Below are 19,733 nucleotides of genomic sequence, written 5' to 3'. Positions count from 1 at the left end.
TTATGCTAATTTATTATGACTCGCATCTATTCCTTTACCGCCCCCAAAATGATGCCTTTCACAAAATATTTCTGCAGGAAAGGATATACCAGCAGGATTGGAAGCGTGCCGATGAAGATCTGGGCCGCCTTGACGGTCCGCTGGGAAATGTTCTTCAGCTCGTTGACATCCGGGTTGATCTTGTTGAAGTCCTGCTGCACGATAACGGTCTGCAGGAACGTGGACAGCGGATATTTCTTATAGTCTGTAATATACAGCAGTCCGTCAAACCAGGAATTCCAGTGGAACACCATCGTGAACAGCGAAATCGTGGCCAGGGCCGGCATCGAGATGGGCAGATACACACTCCATAAGGTGCGGAAATGTCCTGCGCCGTCAATCAGGGAAGCTTCCTCCAGCTCCTTCGGCACCGCCCGGAAAAAGTTCATCATCAGCACCATGTTGAATACGTTGACGGCAGCCGGCAGCACCAGCGCCCATATGGAATTCATCAGATCCAGGTTGCGGACCAGCATGTAGGATGGCACAATCCCCCCGCTGAACAGCATGGTGAACAGGAAGTACCAGGTGTAGATTGATCTGCTGCGGAAGCCGTGCGAATCCTTCGAGAGAGCATAAGAAGCAAGCACAATCAGCAGCATGCTCACTAATGTCCCGAGCAGTGTCCGGTATACGCCCATCGTGAGCGCCTGGTGAAAATTGCTGTTATTAAGCGTCTTGGCGTAAGCCTCGACATTGAAATCGATCGGCAGCAGCCCGACCAGGTTGGAGTTGGCCGGCGCGCTGCCGCTGAAGCTGACCGCGAGAATGTGAATCAGCGGCAGCACACAGGATATGCAGATGAGCGTGAGCAGCGTATAGTTGAAAATACTGAAAACGCGATAGCCGCCTGTTTTGTAATACATCTCCCTCTACTCCCTTCGCCCTAAAATATTCTGTAGCCCGCGAATCTTGCTGCCAGGCGGTAAGAGATCACGATAAGCACAAGGCCGACCACCGATTTGAACATGCCGACTGCCGTGCCGAAGCTGAACTGTCCGTTCAGAATGGCTGTGCGGTAGACGAACGTGTCGATAATATCCCCCTTCTCGTATACCAGAGGATTATACAGGTTGAAGATCTGGTCGAAGCCAGCGTTCAGGATATTGCCGATCGACAGGGTTGCAACCACTACGGTAATTGGGATCATTGCCGGCATTGTAATATGCAGCGTCTGCTTCCAGCGGTTGGCGCCGTCTACCTCCGCGGCTTCGTACAGGGAAGGATTGACTCCGGCCAGCGCGGCCAGGAACACAATCGTATTGAAGCCGAAGTTCTGCCAGATATCACTCACCACGACAGTGAACCGGAACCAATTGCCGTCACCCAGCCAGAAGATCGGATCCATGCCAAGCGCTCTCAACGAGTTATTCACGATGCCCTCGCTGCCCAGCATGTCCGTCAGAATGGCACCAAGGATTACCCAGGAAATAAAATGCGGCAGGTAAACCAGTGTCTGCACCACCCGTTTGAACAGGATCAGCCGGATTTCATTCAGCAGTATGGCGAAGGTGAACGGGACCAGGAGCCCGAACACGATCTTCAGTCCTGCAATAACTAGCGTATTGATAATGACCTGCTTGCTGTCCGGATACTCGAACATGAAACGGAAGTGCTCAAGACCGACAAACGGCGAGTTCCATACTCCCTCGTACGGCTTGAAATCCTGGAATGCCATAACAAGTCCGCCCATGGGCACGTATGCGAAAATCAAAGTCACGATGGCCGCTGGCAGCAGCATCAGATGAAGCGGCCATGTGCGGCTTATTTTTTCCTTTGGTTTATTACTCTTGCTCGCTTTGCTGACGGAAGGCTTTGCTGGTGCTTGCGGGTTGCTCTTCACGCTTTCCATCCTACTTCGCTCCTCTGCTCAATTCTTTTACATGGATTGATTTTAATCGGCTTCTGTATTATTAATTGTATCAACGGCCCTTCGAGGGTTATAGACCACGATTTTTGGAACGATGCCATTCTGTTGTCTATTCTATACTTCACTTCACCGACGAAGGGACCGAGCCATCCAATGTCGATCAGAACGAACACGTTTGCCAAAATGATCATCGTGCTTGTGCTGCTGCTGATTCCTATTCTTGTGTTGTACGGCTTGTCCAACCGGATCAGCGTATCGGTGTTAAGCAGCGAAATCCGTGCCATGAAGCAGAAGGACCTCCGCTTCCTGGCGAGTGAATTCGACACCAGTGCGGACAACCTGTCCACCATGGCCTTTCTTCTTAGCGAGGACATTCACATCCAGGAGCTGCAGCATCTGCCCTCGATCCGGACAGCCTATGAGCGCAATGCCGAGAAATCCCGGATGCTGGAACGGCTGCGCCTGCTTAACGTAGCAGAGCGGTGGGATACGCAGTACAGCGTCATTGCCCCCCAGCAGCAGGATATCGTCTCGACTAACCCCCGGGCCTCCTTCGATCTGGAGGAGCTGAAGCGGATTGCAACATCCAGGTGGCAGTACAAGGAGATGAAGGTCGGCAGCCGCATGGAGTACCGGTATGTGCGCCACATCGTCAAGCCGGAGAGCATGCGTGACCGCATCGAGCAGGCCGGGCTTGTGGTCGAGGTTTCTTTCCCGAAGGATCTGCTTGTCAAAGATCTGGACAGCTTCAAGCTGGGCGGCCAGGGAGACCCGTTCATGGTACTGCCCGGTGAGCAGCTGATTACGAACAACTCGGCGGATCTGGACAAGATTGAAGAGCTGGCCGCCCGAATGGGCACAGAAAATATTCTAGACCAGGACAGCACGATCCTGAAGCTGGCGGGCGAGCAGTATCTGGTCCATGCGGTCCACATTGAATCGCTGGACGGCTATCTGGTCGACTACGTCCCGCTGGAGGGCATTCTTCAGCCTATTGTGCGGTCCCGCAACCTCTTCTACGGCTCCATCGGACTGCTGCTGATTCTGAGCCTGGTCGCCGTCTATCTGCTGTATCAGAACGTGCAGCGGCCGATCTGGCTTCTGATCCGCAATGTCCAGCGGCTGCGCAACGGAGAATACTCAACGCGAATAACCGCAAGGCCGAACAATGAGTTCTCCTTCCTGTTCGAGCGCTTCAACGATATGGCCTCCGACATTGACCAGCTGATTCACAAGGTGTATGCCGAGCAGATCAGTACGCGGGAAGCTACTCTGAAGCAGCTGCAGTCGCAGATCAACCCCCATTTCCTGTACAACTGCTTTGCCCTGATCCGCAGTCTGGCGCGGCTCGGCAAGAAGGAGCAGGTGATGGACCTGGCCATGCATCTCAGCAAGTATTACCGGTATACGACACGCACGGAGAAGACGACCGCTGCTCTCCGTGAAGAGCTGCAGCTCATCGAGAGCTATCTGGAAATTCAGAAGATGCATATCCAGCACTTGTCCTATGAGATTCGTGTGCCGGACAGCATGCTGGGCCTGGAGGTGCCGCGCCTGTTCCTGCAGCCTATTGTCGAGAACGCTGTCATTCACGGAATTGAGAAATCTGCAGCCGACGGGCTCATCACCATTACAGGCGAACAGTGGGACCGCTACAACTCCATTACGGTGGAGGATAACGGCGTGGGCATAACGGATGAGCGGCTGAGCAGGCTGCAGAAGGATATCCTTGTGCCCCCAACGGACAAGACCGGCTGTGCGTTATGGAACATCCATCAGCGGATCACGCTGCAGTTCGGGAGCGCGGCATCGCTGGAATTTGCCCATGGCCAGAGTGGCGGCACAGCGGTGAGAATTTTATGGCCAAGAGAGCAGATTGTCGATGCTGAACCATCGGGTTAAACGGGAGATACGCAACCCGCAGACTACGAAATGACAGGAGTGTGAAGCCATGCACCAGCTGCTGATTGTCGATGACCAGCCTGATCTGGTCGATGACCTGGCAGACATGATTCCTTGGGAACAGGCCGGCATCATAAAGGTTCATAAAGCTTATTCCGCCCAGGAAGCTCTGGAGATCGTCGCCGTGAACCCAGTCGGCGTCATCATAACGGATATCCGGATGCCCGGCGCTTCAGGACTGGATTTAATCGAACAAGTGCGAGCTACATGGGACAAAATCCGCTGCATCCTGCTGTCGGGCTATGAGGATTTTGACTATGCCAAGCGGGCGCTGCAAAACCGGGTGACCGATTATCTGCTGAAGCCCTGCGAGGATGAGGAGCTGATCGGGGCCGTACAGAGGGCTGTCAAGGATATCGAGGCGGAATGGGAAGCCATCTCCTCCTACCAGAATGCCATGCAGTCCATTAGACAGAACCGCCCCGCCCTCCGCAACCACCTGCTGATGGACCTGCTGGAAGGCAGCCGCGTGCCTGAAGATGAGCTGGCTGAACGCCTCGAGCTGCTGGAGGTGCCCGTTCAATCCGGACGCCCTTACTGTCTGATGCTGCTGCGGCTGGAGGATTATTTTGACCGGTACCGGGGCAGTGATGTACCCCTTATGGAGTATGCCGTCTTCAATATGGCCGAGGAGCTGTTCGCGGATACCTTCCATCTCTGGCAGGTGAAGGACAAGCATGGCTACATGGTGTTCCTGATCCAGCCCAAATCCGAACCGGGCACCGGGGAAGCGGGCCTTAAGGACACGGCGGAAAACAAGGCCTCAAGGCTTCAGCACAGCGTCAAGCAGTTTCTTAAGGGCACGGTCTCCGTCCTGATCAGCAGATGGCATCCGTTTCCCCAGGAATTAAGCCCCTTGTACGATGAATCTGTTGTCCAGTTCCGCCAGCATATCGGCAGCGACAGAGAGCTGCTTCTCACGATCGCGGACAGCCCGGAGCAGAGGGCACAATCCGTAAATTCCCTCACGCATCTGTATGACCCTCCCATGCTGGTTCACCTGCTGGAGGCCGGCCAGTGGAACGCGCTGGACGAGAAGATGGACGCGATATTTGATGAGCTGGAGCAGAAGTGGAGCCACTCTCATGAGCATATCCTGGAAACCTACTTCATGATTGTCAGCGCATTCAGCTACTCGATCCACAAGAGCAAGCGCTTGATGTCGGAGCTGATGGGCGAGGAGTACAGAAAGCTTGTGAGCGGGCCGCAGTTTCATACGATTCAGCAGCTCCGCGACTGGTCGGCGGGCATTCTGGAAACCTACAAACGCACCATGGCCGAAGAAGCGAAGGATTCGCGCTCCAGCCTCGTGCGGCAGGTTCAAGACTATGTCCACCATCACCTTGGCGAGGCTTCCCTGCAGTCGATCGCGGGCCATGTATTCCTGAACCCGTCGTATCTGTCCAAGGTATACAAGCTCGAAACCGGGGAAGGGATCAGCGACTATCTGTTCCGTCTGAAGATGGAGCAGGCAACCTACAAGCTGCGCAACACGAATGAGAAGATTTATGAGATTGCCGAAGGGCTCGGTTATCTGAAGACCAGCTATTTCATCAAATTGTTCAAGGACAAATACGGCATGACGCCCCAAGAGTACAGAGACAGGCTGGCCTGAGACAAAAAGAAGAACCCGCCCCCAGCAAGTATGGACGGGTTCTTCCTTATTCAAAATAATCGTCAGCCTGGCAGCTGTACGGTGATCGCCGGGACGCTCCCCGAGCGGACAAGGCTTGCATAGGGCTCGTGTATCGCTCCCTGCATATCGGCGCTCGTGCCATCCTGCAGCGTCAGCGTGTAACGCGTCCTGCTTCCATCCAGTGCAAATGTATCCTTCCGCTGCGGGTTGCGATAGGTCACCTCGCAGGAGCTGAGGAACCGGAACCGCACATCGCCGGCTTCATCGAAGAGCCAGCCGGGAAGACTCGGCATCAGCTGGAGCGTCAATCCGCCCTCATCTGCCCGAAACGGCTGCTTGCCGGCCATCATGATGAACCACATGTTCAGGAATTCCGCGGTAGAGCCGCTGAGGCGCGCCACAAAACCCCTGCCATGCAGCGTCTCGTCCGGGTTGGCGCTGCTTGCAATGAAGGAGGAATTCTCCAGAATGCTGCGGCCGTATACGGCAGGATCAAGAAACGGCGGCATCGCGTGCCGCATGTCCTCGAAGAACTCCTCGTAGAGGCCCGCTTTCAGCAGCTCCAGCAAGTACTTGTAGGACATATGCATGAAGACGGACTCGTTCTCCAGCCAGCCCGGCGTAAAGATCGTGGAACGTCCGAGCTCCAGCGGCTGTCCGGCCAGCGATTCGTTCACCTTGTACATGCTCAGCTTCCGGTCATAGATCCCGCTGCCGCGAATCTCGGCATAGAGCTGTCTGCGGTCCTTCTCCTCCTTCAGCACCTTGAACGCGCGCACCGGCCCCTCAAGGAAGCGCGGAACATCGACGCGGCGGAACCGCTCCACCCGGACAAACTGCCTGCCCTTGGCGTCAGACAGCGCATTGCCGTCCGCATCCCCAAGCGGCGTGTAGGCTTCGGCCTCGTAGCAGAAGAAGGTCGGATAGATGCCCTTGCCAATCGCGAGCGCTCTCTGCATCGCGTCATCCAGCTTGCGGAGGCACCGCTCCAGGAACAGTCCAATTCGCTCTGGCGTGAGCTCTGTTTCCGTTCCTTCGAAGCCTTCCGCAACGCGGCTGCGGTACAGCTCGCGCGCGGTAGACACGCGGTCCCAATAGCCGAAATCCCTGTCAGCCTCTTGAGATGCCTCGTACCGGTCCAGCTCAAGCTCGACCGTTCCGATCAGCTCGGCAGCCTCCGCCGGAATGAACGCCCCGCGGGCGTTCCACTGCTGCAGCGCCTCCATCAGCCGCTTCAGTTCACAAGTCTCCCCGAAGCCAGACGCGAACAGCCCGGGCAGACCGTTCATGGAATCGTTCCAGCCCGGCTTTCCTGCCTCCATCTCAACTCCGAGGCCTTCCGGATCCAACGTCGCAAATTTGACTGCTGCCAGCATCAGCAGCTTCTCGAACAGGGTAGACAGGTAGACCTCTCCCCCGCCGTTCCCCGTCCTCACCCAGTGCCCGCCGCCTGACCGGCTGCTGAGGCGGCGCTCCTTCTCCTCGTTCTCCTCAACGGCGTTATACTGACGGACCCGGCCCTCACCGGCCAGGACATACTTCCTGCTGCGCGGAGCTACGGCAGCCGGACTGTCGTAGTAGGCATATGCCTTCCTGCCGTGCAGCACTTCCTCCAGCCGGTCGGGATAGATCACGAGATAGCTCTCAACCAGGTCCAAATTATACGTCCAGTGGTCGATCCAGTAGCCTTCTCCGAACTCCGCTTCGAAGCTCTGCTCTGATCGGCGAAGCGCTTCCTGCATAAACTGCTCCGGCGCTATGGTCAGGCTGACCTGCCGGTCCATCATCATATTCAGCAGCTCTCCAGGATGGTAGGGCCGTTCAAAAAACCGGCGCATCGTCTCCCGGTGCTCCTCCGCCACATAGGCCATCAGCTCTGCATCGTCCTTCAGCCTGAAGGAACAGCCCTTGACGACAAGCGGATTATAACCGTCCGGCTGGATGAAGCTGAGGAACATGCGGATGTTGAAATCATGGACCTGCGGATGGAAGAAGATGTCGCATCGGCGGTTCTGGTTGGCATCCCGGTAATTGCCGTTGCCCTGGGAATAGAAGCTCGGAAGCAGCTTGAAGAAGTTGTAATCCCGCTCCAGATCACCATGCTTGCGGGAGAAGACATGATAGACCGCCCCCTCCTCCGTGCCGTTGTCCAATATAAGCGGATAACCGCCCCGCAGGAAATTGTCCAGATAGCTCTGCTTGACATACTCGTCAAACTGGGGCATGGCTGTGCGGGTTTCAACATCCTGCGTGTACCGGGACACAACCCCTGCCGCCTCCTGTTTCTTGCGCTCGATATAGTCAAAGCTCGCCAGTTCCTCCGCCCTCGCGTGAATGCGTTCAATGTCTTTGACATGGCCCGCCATGGATACCAGCCGCAGGCTCTCGCCAGGCTGCAGCGTCCGGACAGCTGCGGTGAAGGCTCCGGGCACCTTGTTTGTGGTGACCTGGGGAGCGGACATCAGCGCCGCAAGCCCGTGCTTCAGAAAGCCGTCAGGCCGGGACAGGCTCGTATTATGCGCGAAGATCAGATCCATATCCACAATCGGGCGGCCCGGCTTCGCAGGACGCTGATCCGCCTTATCTGTAAAGCCCAGATAGAAATGGCCTCCGCTGATGGCATCCATCTCGGCTGTATCGGCTATACTGCCGCGCAGATTGTACAGCGGAATACCCGATTCCAGATGCTGCACATCCATCCAGCTCTTCATCGTATAGCCCAGTTCCTTGTACACCGAATGATTCATTCCGTAAGGGATAACGGCAGGCATGCCGTCCAGCGCCTCCAGCTCCATCGCTTTCCCCGACGTGTTCGTTACGGTCACATCTCTCACAAGCGCCGCGAAGCTCTCGCCCGGCATCGTGAAGTAACCGACCTCTACGGACAAGCCTTCCGCCGGATAGCTCCCCTCCAGCTCAAGCATATTGGGGGAGATCAGCATGCGCTCCCGGCAGTCTGCTCCCGTCCCCGTCATGGCGAATGGCTCGAGGTATCCCTCTCCCTGTTCTGTCCTGTATCTGATGAAGGTGCGGAAGCCCTGGTAAGGCACCAGCTGGTAGGATTTGTTGGCCGGGAAAAATTCCATAATAGCACTGTTCTTATCCTCAACGCCGAAGCTCGCCACCCCTTGTCCCCTGTTCACATAGTACAGCCACAGCGGAATACCCGCCGTGCCTGCAATACCCGGCAGAAAGCTGGAGAACGGTTCAGCCCTGTTATACTGCTCCACGACAAAACGGCCGCGGTCATCATATTCGTATCGTACTGCTCCCATATGCATCCTCCTGTAACGGCAAAATGGTCTCCTCTTCATTATTCCTCGTGAACGGGCTCTCCGATAGCCCAATATCTTAACATTCATACCACTTTGTTGACATATGGCCCCGGAAGATAGGATGGCAGACAAACAAGGCCGGCCGGGTTCGAATAACCCGGCCGGCCTGTCTGCTGGCCTTGCGGCTGCAGCCTGCGGAAGTATGCGGAAGAAGTATGCAGATTTGAAGTATGCGCTCTGTTAAGAAGCGGAGGCTGTTCCGCCGAGCGCTTCACTCGCACCCTTCAGCTCCAGGCGCACGTTGTCTATGAAGATGTCATGGCTGTCAGCAGTCATGCCTTCCGCTGCGCCCATCAGAAGCTTGAGCCCGGCAGTCTGATCGCTGTCCATCCTCACTTCAAAGCTGTACGTCTGCATCTCCGGTGTCAGCTGTACACTTTCGCTTAGAAACCGTGTATATTCACTGTTGTCGATCACCGCCTCAATCGTTCTCGGCAGCGTTGACCTGGCATCGAAGGAAACCACATACGTTTGGTCCTGCTTCAGCAGTTTATCCGTCTGCATCAGCATAATATCCCAGGGATTGACGCCCGCATGAGCTATCGCGGCATGCAGCTCTCCTGTATCCGCCTGGAATGAAACGGAGGACGGTCCGTCATACTGTCCCTGCCAGTGCGTATCCCATCCCGACAGTCCTTCCGCAAAGTCACCGTTTGCGGCCAGGAAGGCCTGCTCGCGCGCGCCCTTCTGCTCCACCCGGACGTTATCCACGTACACATCGTGCGCTCCTCCCGCCTGCAGTCCATCCACCTTGCCCATGAGCAGCTTGAAGGAAGCGGTAAGATCGTCCGTTACCGGAAGCTCGAAGCTGAAGCGCTGCGCGGAGCCTGTCAGCTGAACCGTTTCGGAGAGATAACGCTGTCCGTCAGCATCAATCACAATCTCCACAGGACGGTCCAACGTAGATCTGGCATCGATTGACACAACATAGGTGTTCCCGCTCCGAAGCGGGAAATCGTTCTGCATCAGCATGACGTCCCAAGGATTATTTCCCGCGCCGGCAATATGGAATGTCAGCCCGCCGTTCTCGGCGGTGAACCGTGTGTCATGGTCCCAGCCGTCCCAACGGCCCTGAACATGCTCGCTCCAGTTTGCGGTTCCGAGCGAGAAGTCACCATTCTTCAGCGGGAACTGCTCATCCAGCGTAAGCTCTCCCGTGTCATTGGTCAGACGGGTCACAACCACGTTGTCCAGGTACACATCCGCTGTACTGCCGCCGAGCAGGAACACCAGCTGTCCTTCCGGATCGGAAACCGACTGCATTTCGAAGGTTACGGTCTTCGTCTCCATCTCCGCCGTCAGCTGCACGTCCTGAGGAACTGCATAGACAGCCGATCCATCCTTGCTCCAGACTGCCGCCTGAAGGGTTCGGGCTTCATCCGCCCTCGCATCAAACGTAATCTGATACTGATTGCCTGTGATCAGCTTCATTCCCGGCTGCACAAGCCGAACAGCATCTGCGGCATGACCGCCGTCCGTGATGCCAATCTTCAGCTCCCTCGTATCCGGATGAACCGAAGCTTCGGCTGCTGCCCCATTGGTGATGAAATGCCAGTAGGTCATCCGGTCCATTCTGCCCATATCAAATGTGCCGTTGTACACATGATTTCCGTTCACCGGCACCTTCGGGAGATCGGGATAGAGCTCAGGGGCCTCTGCCTCCTCCAGCTTGACATTACCAATCCATACAGTGGACCTGTTCAGACCCAGATTGAATTCGAGACGCGCCAGCGGGTCGGATTCCTTCTCCATCTGGAACACCAGCTCGTAGCTCTGAAGTCCAGTGCCAAGCTGCGCATCCAGCGCTCTGGAATACCCCGTCCATCCGCGGTCAGCCCCGCCGCCCAGCTTGACGGTCATAGCCCGCTCGGCTGCTGCCTTCGCATCAAAGCTAAGTCTGTACCATCTGCCTTTGCCGAGCGTAACGTTCTGGATCAGCTGAACAGAATGGACCGCATTGCCAGCGCGGCTAATATCGATTTTGGCAAAAGGAGAGCCTTCGAGCGGTTCCACCCCAATGGAGCCGTCCCCGTCGAACGTGCTAATATGGACAAAATTCCAGCCGCTGCTGTCAAGCGCCTCTCCCTCCGCAGCCACTTCCTTAATCGCCTGCTCAAACCGGGTATCGTGCACATAGTTTCCGTCTACTGCTTCCTTCGCGCCTGCGGGCAGCGGTTCAGCCTCAACCAGCGGCTCCACAGGCGTGTTGTACGGACGGCCAGTCAGTTCGTAGACACGGACATAATCAACTTCCATCGAGGATGGAAGCATGGAAGCGTCAGGAACACGGCCGTTGTCATAATTTCCGCCGACCGCCAGATTCAGAATCAGGTAGAACTCCTGATCGAACGGCGCGGGGAACGCATACTTGGCCGGCATGTCCTTGCCCCAGCTGTCCCAGCTGTTCTGCTCCTGATAAAGATTGCCGTCCACATACCAGCGGATGACGCCAGGCTCCCACTCCACAGCGTAGGTATGAAAGTCCGAAATGTCGGTTCCCTCAGGGAAGTGATAATCCTTACCGGAATAGCGGTTCAACGGCCAGCTTTCGCCATAGTGAATGGTTCCGCCAATCTCACCCGGCAAACGGCCCCTTGCTTCCATAATGTCAATCTCGCCGGAGGCTGCCCAACCGCCATATACATCGCTTGCGGGCATCATCCAGAAGGCCGGCCAGAAGCCTTGGCCGACTGGAAGCTTCATCCGCGCTTCAAATTTGCCATACTTCTTGGTAAAGGTAGGCTGCGTATACAGCCGGGCCGAGGTATATGGCTTGCCGCCGTAGCCGTCATTGCGGGCTTCAATAATCAGCCTGCCGTCCTCAACCCTGGCATTCTCCGCGCGGTAATACTGCTGCTCATTATTGCCCCAGCCGTCAAGCCCATACTGGGCGCCCGTGCCAAGCTGGTAATCCCACAAATCCAGATTGACGCCGTTATCATCCAGGTTGGTCCCCGTGCCTTCAAATTCATCGCTCCACACAAGCGTCCAGTCTTCCGCCCTGCCTGGGTCAGGCTCTGCCGGCGGCTGCGGACTGCCTGTGCCCGGATCAGGCTCTGCCGGCGGCTGCGGACTGCCTGTGCCTGGATCAGGCTCTGCCGGCGGCTGCGGATTGCCCGTGCCCAGATCAGGCTCCACTGGCGGCTGTACGTTACCGCTGCCTGGAGTCACCCCGGACGAAGGCTGCGAGCTTCCGCCTGGTGCGGATTGACCTTTATCTGAAGCAGGCTTGGTCACCCCTTTGTCTAATTCCTTCCCATTCAACAGGGTATCATCTGCATGGTTCATGATTTCTCCAATCCCCCCCGCTGCCAGTACCTTAGTACCTATTGCGCCCTGCCCAATCTCAACCGTACCAACGCTGGCCCCCTCTTCTACCTCGATGATGGCCGGAGTCTTGACGTCAACTCGGCTGATCTGCGAGCTGCCTGACAGGACAATCCGTACAGCCCCCTCCTTCTTGTCCAGCTCGATCCTCTGAGCCGTAGAATCCGCGACGTAGACGCTATTAGCACCCCCGCCGTTAACGAACAGGACGCCTTTGACAGCCGACCGCTGCACATGCGCATCGCCCTCTCCGACTCCTGCGGTCAGGAATACGTTTCCGTCTACGGAAGCATCCCGGATAACTGCGGCAGCCGAACGGACCAGTAGATTTCCGTGTACAGCTTCACCTGTATACGTTCCTCCCTGCTGGATGATCCTTGGAGCCAGACGCTCCAGCAGAGTCACCATCTCCGCGCGCGTTACCGGCTTGCGCGGCCGGAGTGTGCCATCCGGATATCCTCCCATGCTGCCGCTGCCCACAAGCCTGGCAAGACTCTCCTGTGCATAGGCGCTTACCTGACTGGCATCCTGATAGGATGCCAATGCAGAGCTCTGCTGCGCCGGGAGCTGGAACAGCCCCGCAAGCATATGAGCGCCCTGCTCGCGCGTCACCGCCTGATTCGGACGGAAGCTGCCGTCCGGATACCCGGCGATATAACCCGCCCGGGCTGCAGATGATATAACCTGCGCGTACCACTCTTCTCCGCTTACATCCTTGAAGGAAGTGCTGCCCGTCCCGGTGAAGCCGAACACCGTATTCATCATCGTAACCAGTTCAGCCCGCGTCATCGGCTGGTCAGGCCGAAGGCTTCCGCCGGGGTAACCTGACAGCAGCCCTTGCGCATGCCATTTGTGCAGCGCGGGTTCAGCCCAATGTCCTGCGGCGTCCTTTCCTGCTGCTGACTCCGGCTGCACAGCAGCCCCCGATTGCACGGCAGCTTCTGGCTGCACAGAAGCTCCCTTCTGTATATCTGCCTCCTGATGCACAACGGCTCCTGCTGCCGTTCCGTACCCGGCTGCCAGTACGACGCATAACAGAACGGCTGTTATCCTGTGAAGCAATCCTCTCTTCTTGTTGAGTCCCTTGCGTCTGGACATCTGAATAACCCTCGATGATAGCGCTCTCATTTTTCTGCGTATCCCTCCTGATTATGTAGAGTCTGTATCATTTTCCTCCCTGCCTCTTAAGTATTTCCCAAGCCGCCTCCTAATGAAATGCCATTCTTTTTGTTTTTATACTCCAATGTTAACAAACAGCAGGAGGCCTGCTCCTCCCGGGGCAGACCTCCGTCCCATACATCTGATGACCTCTCTTGTCCCGGGACAGTTCCCCGGTAAACGCCGCCTTAAGGCAGAAACAGCCTCTGAATAAATCTGGCGTACATGGCTGCCGCCTCCTGTCTGGTCATGATGCTCTCCGGTTGAAAATCAACAGCTCCGCTGCCCTTCAGCTGTATTTCAGGACCATACATGCCCTTAGCTGCAATATAATGAACCGCGTCCTTCGCCCAGGGCGCTGGCTCTGTGACCAGGTTTGCCTCTACAGGGGCCAATCCCATCTCATTGCTGGCAACACGCCACAGAAATGCGGCCGCTTCCTGCCGGGTAATCGCTCGATCAGGCTCAAAGTTCCTCCCCTTAGTCCCCGTCAGTCCACCCAGCTCTGCAGCTGTCTGAATCCAGCGCTCAAGCGGGTGTCCCTGCGCATCCTGGAACACAGCCGGATCGGGAGACGGCCGCTGCCCGGAGAACCGGGCCAGAATGCTGACGAATTCGGCTCTGGTCATCTCTTCATTCGGACGGAACGCAAGCTCACCTTCATCATCGAACGCCTGCAGTGAGCGCAGAAATTGAATATCCTCCGCATAAGGGCTCTGATCACTTACATCGGAGTAGGGAGCGGCCTGCAAGACCTTCTCGTACATGCTGTCCGGTGATGAATAATAGATATAAGAAATGCTGCCGTCGGCATCCTTCTTGAATACAGCAGGATTACCTCCCTCATCCTCGAACAGCAGCGGGCCTGCCGCATGCAGGACACGGGAGCCGGCCGGATCGCTAACGGCAAGTCTTCCGTTCTCTGCACTCACCCTGATGGCCATGATGGGCGTGCGCAAGCTTCGGTATAAGCCTTCATAAGCGGCGAGCTCACTGGCTCCAAGCGTCTGGTCATAAGGCTGCTTGGGCTTCCCCGGGTAAAAATGATCCATGAAGGCTTCAAAAAAGTGCTGTCTGATGCCCGCACTGGCATCACTGTTAACAACGATCATGCCGCCGGTCTTCTGCTCGGGAAGCAGCCAGAGCCAGGAGTGATACCCCTCTTGATCTCCGCCTTTACCAATGACGAATTGACCGTTATGACTGCTGTGGAAGAATGACTCGAAGCCGTAGGACATCAACGGCAGACCGGGCGCAAGCTCGTAGTGCTTCTGGTGCATCAGCTGAACGGTTTCCTCCTTCAGGATGCGGGTATCCTCAAACTGTCCGCCGTTCAAATGTGCCCGGATGAAATTAGCCATGTCGCTGCCCGTGGCAAACATGCCGCCTCCCGGCGATATGGTCGGGAAATTCGGGTAGGGCTCCAGCGGCTTCATGTCAGCCCGATACCCGGTTGCTAAATTGGCAAGCACCTTGTCATCCATCCTGAAGGTCGCATGCTTCATGTTCAGCGGATCAAACAGATGCTCCTTAACATAGTGCTCAAATGGCTGGTTCGCTGCATGCTCCACCATGTATCCCTGCATGGTATAGGCCAGGTTGTCGTAGCGGTACGCTTCGCCCGGCTTGCGAACGACCGTCGGCGTGTTAGCCTCCAGGCTCTCGCGAATCGTTATCTCCGGTCCCTTGTGGCCGCGCGGAACCCGGCGCACATCCGTATAGTCAAAACCAGCCGTATGCGTGAGCAGGTGCTCAGCCGTTACCGGCGTCCCCGTCCGGTTCGTGATATGAATGCCGGGCATATAAGCGGAAATATCCTTGCTGAGGTCAAGCTTGCCCTGCTCAGCCAGCTGCATGACCGTTGTGGCGGTGATGACCTTGGAGATGGAGGCCATCCGGAATAACGTCTGGTCGGGGTTGATTTTCCGCTTGGCCGCGACATCAGCATAGCCGTACCCCTGATTCATCAGCACGTCATCCCCATTCACTACGACGACTAATGCGCCTGCCAGGATGGCCTGAAGTTCGGGCTGGGCAAAATACGCATCCGTAAAGGCCTTAACTTCCTTCGCATTCACTGCAGCCGCCGGCTCTGCTGCCGAATGGGCAGCACGTTCAGCCTGCACCGGGTCAGCTTGCGCATACATACCAGCTGGCGATGCCAGCAGCGCCACCGCCATAACAGCAGATACTACGACACGCCTCTTCTTCGCCTTGCTCTGTTTACCTGATCTCATCCTCAACGCACCTCTCCTGATATGTAATTCGTACCACTAAATGGTAAACGTTAAGGGGCTGATGCTGAACCGTCTGCAGGAGGAAAAGGACGCCTGCCCGCAGTCGGGGAATGCTGCTGGGCCCAGGTCGGGGAACAGCCTATCACCGCGTAATGCCCGGGAGCTGATGGGCGAGGCCTATCTGTAAATGGGGACAATGGCAGGCAGTGCTGCAGTGAAGCAGTTTCTGCAGTGGATCGGCGCTGATGAACCGTCTATCCGTAATGAATGAGGAGGAGTCAGGGTGAACGCAGTAGCAGGAAGGGCACAGGCGCGCTCGAGTGAATGGGCGGTAGAAGCGCAGGGGCTGCGCAAATCGTTTGGTGATAATCATGCGGTAGCAGGTGTTGTTCTGAAGGTCGGGGCGGGCATGATCTATGGTGTGCTGGGTCCTAATGGAGCAGGCAAAACGACCACGATCCGAATGCTCGCGACACAGCTGCGGCCGGATGCCGGCTCGGCACGTATCTTCGGTTATGATGTCGTGAAGGACGCCCATGCCGTGCGGCAGCTGATCGGGGTAACAGGCCAGTATGCATCGGTGGATGAATCGTTAAGCGCAGCGGAAAATCTCGTTATTTACTCCCGGCTGCTGGGTCTCGGACGTTTGGAGGCAAAGCACAAAGCAGCTGAGCTGCTGGAGGAATTCGGATTATCGGAAGCGGCGAAGCGTCCGCTTAAACATTTCTCCGGGGGCATGAGGAAGTGCCGTAAGGGGTGCCACTCGCCCCAGCATTTGAATATCTCCTTGTTTATGAATTGACCGGCGCTAGCTAACTTCTCATTACCCATACACTTTGCTACAATGGCCATGTCGAACGGGAAAACGCCACATTTTTTTCAAATCCTGAACGTTTAAGGAGGTCACATTGAACCGTAAATATTATACAGGTTTAATCATCGTGTCATCTCTGCTGTTATTAACATCACTCTATTATCATGTACTTAGGCAATATTCTGACGACGCATCAACCGCATTAGTTTATAGCAGGGTGTCAGATATACAAGAGTTCATTGGAGGGACCGTAGAAGATCGGAAAGCTTATTTATTTTACTTGAACCACAGTGACCAAATAGTTGGCAACTCTATGACGAGAAACTTCTTCGGCTGGAAGCTCAAGGATTCTGCTACTGGGACTGGACTTGAGGTGGATGTGAAGCAAACCTTGTCTAAAGCCGGAGTCGGCCCGCTTCAGAGCAAGCATAAGTTCTATTTTGGACTAGTATCCGTGGATAATGTGGACCGGATTCTGGTTGATGAGCAACATGAAGCCAAATTAATAGCGTTAGACAGCCAACTACCTGACTTATCTGAAAATAAATTTCTATGGTACGTATACTTTAATGATGATTTGATGGAGGACAGCTATAAGGTCGAGGTTTTCAATAAGGAAAATGAGGTTGTTTATAGTTCGTCTTATTAAGTGAAGAAAAGCTGCGGTAGAGGCATTTATTCTGGTTTGTACTCTGTTAAGGTCCATTCGCCAGAGTCTTGGAAATAAACCCAATATGTCTTCGACTGGGGTTTTTGGAACCGAATCGTAAACCCCTCATTTAGCATGCTCTTATCATACTCAGAACCAATTTTGTTCACAATCTGTTCCTTAATATTTTCGCTTTCAAAGAAATTACGGGTTTGTTCAAATACTTCCTCTCTCTCCTGTACCGAAAAATCATCGGACGACAATGTATAATGGACCGTAATATATACGTTATCAAACTGTTGGATTTGTCCGTTAGCAATGTCGCCGTAGTTCTCGGATATTTTCTCAAAAAAAGAGTTGGCCTCAGGAATGTTAAGATTACTGCTTTGGGTACAGGCAGCAAGCAGCAATAATGCCAGAGCAGTAAGACACCACGTCATCACTTTGTTCAACATACTCCTCCTCATCTGCCTACCTCCCTGCAGCTTCTTGGGTGCTGTAGGGTTTGGGATGATGTGCCCTAGCCTTTACTCCTCTTTATCTTCTCAACATGCTCGGCTTTTGTTTGTGAATCGGTGATATTAAGGCGGTTTAGTGTATTGTAAATTTGATTTATATCCTCTTCGGTAAGAAGCTCAGATGAATGCTCGGCCTCCAGCCTCTTTAGCTTTCTGCCAATAAATTCTGATAGCTCTACGTCATAGACAATCAGTTCATCGGAATGGATTTTTCGCAGGTCCGGATCAATACTGAATCTGCATCGCATCGTAAAGGATATGATAGAGATATATTTTATTTGATTAATTTTTCCGAGATGGGACTCAAGCGCCTTAATGTGACCGTAATTCTGCATAAGGGGATTATACATCTTGAAGCGGTTGCTCACGCTCCACTGCTTGTCGCTGCGGCCACCCTTAATTTCACCATTATAGTTCTTTGTCTCAATAACAAACAGGCCGTAGGGTGAGATAACAACATGATCGATCTGTGCATAGCCTGTTCGGGACTTTGCATTCGGGATTAACAGATCACTTAAATACTTACAATCCTTGGGAAGTTGATCCAGCTGGATATTAATTTTATGCTCTCCGAGCTCGCCAATGCGAGTAGATTCAATCCTTTTATGCTTGGGACTGGTACTGTTCTTCTTAATAGGTGCCTGAGATACTGTCGTGGATTTCCCCTTAAATATAGCGAGTAATTTACCTAGCATGTTCACATCTCCTGTTGTCTAAAAACTAGGATGGTTATATGACGTACTATACAAACTTTCTTCCATCTTACCACAGAATCAGCCGCAACCAAGAAATCGGCTCACTGGGCAGCCTCACTAAATCGTTTGAAGGACCTAATTTATCAGTATCTTATAATTATAAGAATGGTTAAGTAGGCTTAGTAAACTTGCTGTCAAATACTTTACCTGGTATTGATCCAAGTCATTATTGACAATCAACTGACCATCCTCTTTTCTAAGCAGCTGTTTCGAACCATTTTCCAAAAGCAACAAATTCCCCTCGAATTTCTTCATAATAGCACCCATAATGCTAAATAAAGATTCTAATCCCTGAGAATGATTGTTGCCGAATAACTGAATTCTAATGCAGACATTAACATCTAATTCATAGTGACTTCTAACGAAAGCTATGTCCGAAATATCTTCGATTTCAATAGCCATTGAAAAACATTCAGTCCCAATAACTATTTCTTCAGCATTATTGACAACCTTTACCTTCTCATACAGATCTCCGGCGATTACTTTCTCTAGCGCTTCTGCTAATGATTCACAACTTATATTCATTCCTAAAAACAATTCAAAATCCATGCATCTCTATCCTCCAAAAAAACCATCAGCTACGATTATTAACTGGGGTTTTTGGAATCGAATCCTAATCTCTTCATTTATCATGCTCTTATCATACTCGGTTTTGTACAGCCGGTTGGCAGTCCTATGAATAAATCTTTTTAAGGAAATCCTCCAGAATCATTTTGACAGGCAGACTTGCTTTCGACTTCAAATTACTTATTCGATCCAATATGGACGGATTGGCTGCTATCAGCTGTTTACTTTCCGGATTTGTAAAACTTCTCAACGTATCAATGCAAATTTCGAAGAGCTCTTCATCTTCAGTATTCAGCAGCTCCAACAGTATCTTTAGTTCATGCATATTACAGCTGCTATCCATACAATAGGCGAGCTTTCTCTGCCATGCCAGTGGCATATTAGCCACACTCTTAGACAGCTCCTCCCAATCCTCCAGGCTGAACTCCGATAGAATCTCGCTTGCAATAATGCAGCCATAATCGTACCACGAATCCACTGATGTTTCGCCCGATAGTAGGTCGTCTAGCTCTCTATGCATGCTTTCCATTGCGGACTCCCTCCTTGTAAGTAAAAGGTCAAGACAACTTTCTAAGCAGATAACTCCCTGTATATATAGGGATATTTCAAATAATCTGAGACTAGAAGCAGTTCACAGTCCATCTCACTGACCTCCGATATTCCATGCTATCTGATCTTGTTCCATATTTGATCGACCCAATCTATCGCTGACGCTGCTGCATCTTTTGATATAATGCTCCTCTAGGCCTTATAATCAATATTCACTTTTGCCCAGACTAAGAGTATTTTCAGAAATTCTACAGTATCAATCTTGCACACTATATCCTCTCTATCTTCATCCGTAAAAATATCTTCCAAAATGGTAT

13 protein-coding genes and 1 pseudogene are annotated in these 19,733 nt (G+C 53.7%); 5 read left to right on the top strand and 9 right to left on the bottom strand.

Translation table 11 applies throughout. The features are described 5' to 3' along the window. Window positions 1–26: 26 nt before the first annotated feature. A complete protein-coding gene (locus tag DNH61_RS24935; RefSeq protein ID WP_111149675.1) occupies window positions 27–905 on the bottom strand; it encodes a carbohydrate ABC transporter permease in 879 nt (292 codons plus the stop codon). A 20-nt stretch (window positions 906–925) separates the two neighbouring features. Continuing rightward, window positions 926–1,780 carry an ABC transporter permease gene (locus tag DNH61_RS24930; protein ID WP_245948327.1) on the bottom strand — a complete coding sequence of 285 codons (855 nt, stop codon included), beginning with the start codon at window positions 1,778–1,780 and terminating at the stop codon, window positions 926–928. A 282-nt stretch (window positions 1,781–2,062) separates the two neighbouring features. Here DNH61_RS24930 and DNH61_RS24925 point away from each other — a divergent pair, with 282 nt between their 5' ends. Both DNH61_RS24925 and DNH61_RS24920 read left to right on the top strand, forming a co-directional pair. Further along, window positions 2,063–3,811: a sensor histidine kinase gene (locus DNH61_RS24925; protein ID WP_181438867.1), complete on the top strand. Its 1,749-nt coding sequence runs from the start codon at window positions 2,063–2,065 to the stop codon at window positions 3,809–3,811. Window positions 3,812–3,860: 49 nt separating this feature from the next. Beyond that, entirely contained in the window at window positions 3,861–5,486 is a 1,626-nt protein-coding gene (locus DNH61_RS24920) for a response regulator (RefSeq protein WP_111149673.1), read from the top strand. Between the two features lie 62 nt (window positions 5,487–5,548). Here DNH61_RS24920 and DNH61_RS24915 read toward each other — a convergent pair whose 3' ends face one another. After that, window positions 5,549–8,782 carry a cellobiose phosphorylase gene (locus DNH61_RS24915; RefSeq protein WP_111149672.1) on the bottom strand — a complete coding sequence of 1,078 codons (3,234 nt, stop codon included), beginning with the start codon at window positions 8,780–8,782 and terminating at the stop codon, window positions 5,549–5,551. 121 nt (window positions 8,783–8,903) lie between these two features. Between DNH61_RS24915 and DNH61_RS27080 the strand changes: the two genes are divergently transcribed. After that, window positions 8,904–9,026, top strand: a complete 123-nt coding sequence (locus DNH61_RS27080) for a hypothetical protein (RefSeq protein ID WP_281272434.1) — start codon at window positions 8,904–8,906, stop codon at window positions 9,024–9,026. Here the strand turns inward: DNH61_RS27080 and DNH61_RS24910 are convergent. Beyond that, window positions 9,023–13,297 (bottom strand): carbohydrate binding domain-containing protein, encoded by a 4,275-nt coding sequence (locus DNH61_RS24910; protein ID WP_111149671.1) that lies wholly within the window; start codon window positions 13,295–13,297, stop codon window positions 9,023–9,025. The genes DNH61_RS27080 and DNH61_RS24910 overlap by 4 nt on opposite strands. Window positions 13,298–13,515: 218 nt before the next feature. Beyond that, window positions 13,516–15,564, bottom strand: a complete 2,049-nt coding sequence (locus tag DNH61_RS24905; protein ID WP_111149670.1) for a serine hydrolase domain-containing protein — start codon at window positions 15,562–15,564, stop codon at window positions 13,516–13,518. Between the two features lie 283 nt (window positions 15,565–15,847). Between DNH61_RS24905 and DNH61_RS24900 the strand changes: the two are divergent. Further along, window positions 15,848–16,309, top strand: a pseudogene (locus DNH61_RS24900) (ABC transporter ATP-binding protein); the annotation flags it as partial. Window positions 16,310–16,472: 163 nt separating this feature from the next. Continuing rightward, window positions 16,473–17,027, top strand: a complete 555-nt coding sequence (locus tag DNH61_RS24895; RefSeq protein ID WP_111149669.1) for a hypothetical protein — start codon at window positions 16,473–16,475, stop codon at window positions 17,025–17,027. A gap of 26 nt (window positions 17,028–17,053) precedes the next feature. Here DNH61_RS24895 and DNH61_RS24890 read toward each other — a convergent pair whose 3' ends face one another. The 4 genes from DNH61_RS24890 to DNH61_RS24875 all read right to left on the bottom strand — a co-directional run bounded on the left by DNH61_RS24890 (window position 17,054) and on the right by DNH61_RS24875 (window position 19,396). Beyond that, a complete protein-coding gene (locus DNH61_RS24890; protein WP_181438866.1) occupies window positions 17,054–17,479 on the bottom strand; it encodes a hypothetical protein in 426 nt (141 codons plus the stop codon). 68 nt (window positions 17,480–17,547) lie between these two features. Continuing rightward, window positions 17,548–18,240 (bottom strand): nuclease-related domain-containing protein, encoded by a 693-nt coding sequence (locus tag DNH61_RS24885; RefSeq protein ID WP_111149667.1) that lies wholly within the window; start codon window positions 18,238–18,240, stop codon window positions 17,548–17,550. A gap of 135 nt (window positions 18,241–18,375) precedes the next feature. Beyond that, window positions 18,376–18,849 (bottom strand): hypothetical protein, encoded by a 474-nt coding sequence (locus DNH61_RS24880; RefSeq protein WP_111149666.1) that lies wholly within the window; start codon window positions 18,847–18,849, stop codon window positions 18,376–18,378. Between the two features lie 124 nt (window positions 18,850–18,973). Beyond that, window positions 18,974–19,396: a hypothetical protein gene (locus DNH61_RS24875; RefSeq protein WP_484216272.1), complete on the bottom strand. Its 423-nt coding sequence runs from the start codon at window positions 19,394–19,396 to the stop codon at window positions 18,974–18,976. Window positions 19,397–19,733: the final 337 nt, after the last annotated feature.

This window comes from Paenibacillus sambharensis (assembly GCF_003233845.1).
Lineage (GTDB): Bacteria > Bacillota > Bacilli > Paenibacillales > Paenibacillaceae > Paenibacillus_I > Paenibacillus_I sambharensis.
Note: the sequence above shows the minus strand (reverse complement) of the source record. Positions and strands in the feature narration are given on the sequence as shown.

Excerpts from the sequence above, each read along its gene's own strand:
- DNH61_RS24920 (WP_111149673.1), top strand. The coding sequence starts at position 3,861 with ATGCACCAGCTGCTGATTGTCGATGACCAGCCTGATCTGGTCGATGAC.
- DNH61_RS24885 (WP_111149667.1), bottom strand. The coding sequence starts at position 18,240 with ATGCTAGGTAAATTACTCGCTATATTTAAGGGGAAATCCACGACAGTA.
- DNH61_RS24935 (WP_111149675.1), bottom strand. The coding sequence starts at position 905 with ATGTATTACAAAACAGGCGGCTATCGCGTTTTCAGTATTTTCAACTAT.
- DNH61_RS24930 (WP_245948327.1), bottom strand. The coding sequence starts at position 1,780 with ATGCTGCTGCCAGCGGCCATCGTGACTTTGATTTTCGCATACGTGCCC.
- DNH61_RS24925 (WP_181438867.1), top strand. The coding sequence starts at position 2,063 with ATGTCGATCAGAACGAACACGTTTGCCAAAATGATCATCGTGCTTGTG.
- DNH61_RS24905 (WP_111149670.1), bottom strand. The coding sequence starts at position 15,564 with ATGAGATCAGGTAAACAGAGCAAGGCGAAGAAGAGGCGTGTCGTAGTA.
- DNH61_RS24910 (WP_111149671.1), bottom strand. The coding sequence starts at position 13,297 with ATGAGAGCGCTATCATCGAGGGTTATTCAGATGTCCAGACGCAAGGGA.
- DNH61_RS24880 (WP_111149666.1), bottom strand. The coding sequence starts at position 18,849 with ATGGATTTTGAATTGTTTTTAGGAATGAATATAAGTTGTGAATCATTA.
- DNH61_RS24875 (WP_484216272.1), bottom strand. The coding sequence starts at position 19,396 with ATGGAAAGCATGCATAGAGAGCTAGACGACCTACTATCGGGCGAAACA.
- DNH61_RS27080 (WP_281272434.1), top strand. The coding sequence starts at position 8,904 with ATGGCAGACAAACAAGGCCGGCCGGGTTCGAATAACCCGGCCGGCCTG.
- DNH61_RS24915 (WP_111149672.1), bottom strand. The coding sequence starts at position 8,782 with ATGGGAGCAGTACGATACGAATATGATGACCGCGGCCGTTTTGTCGTG.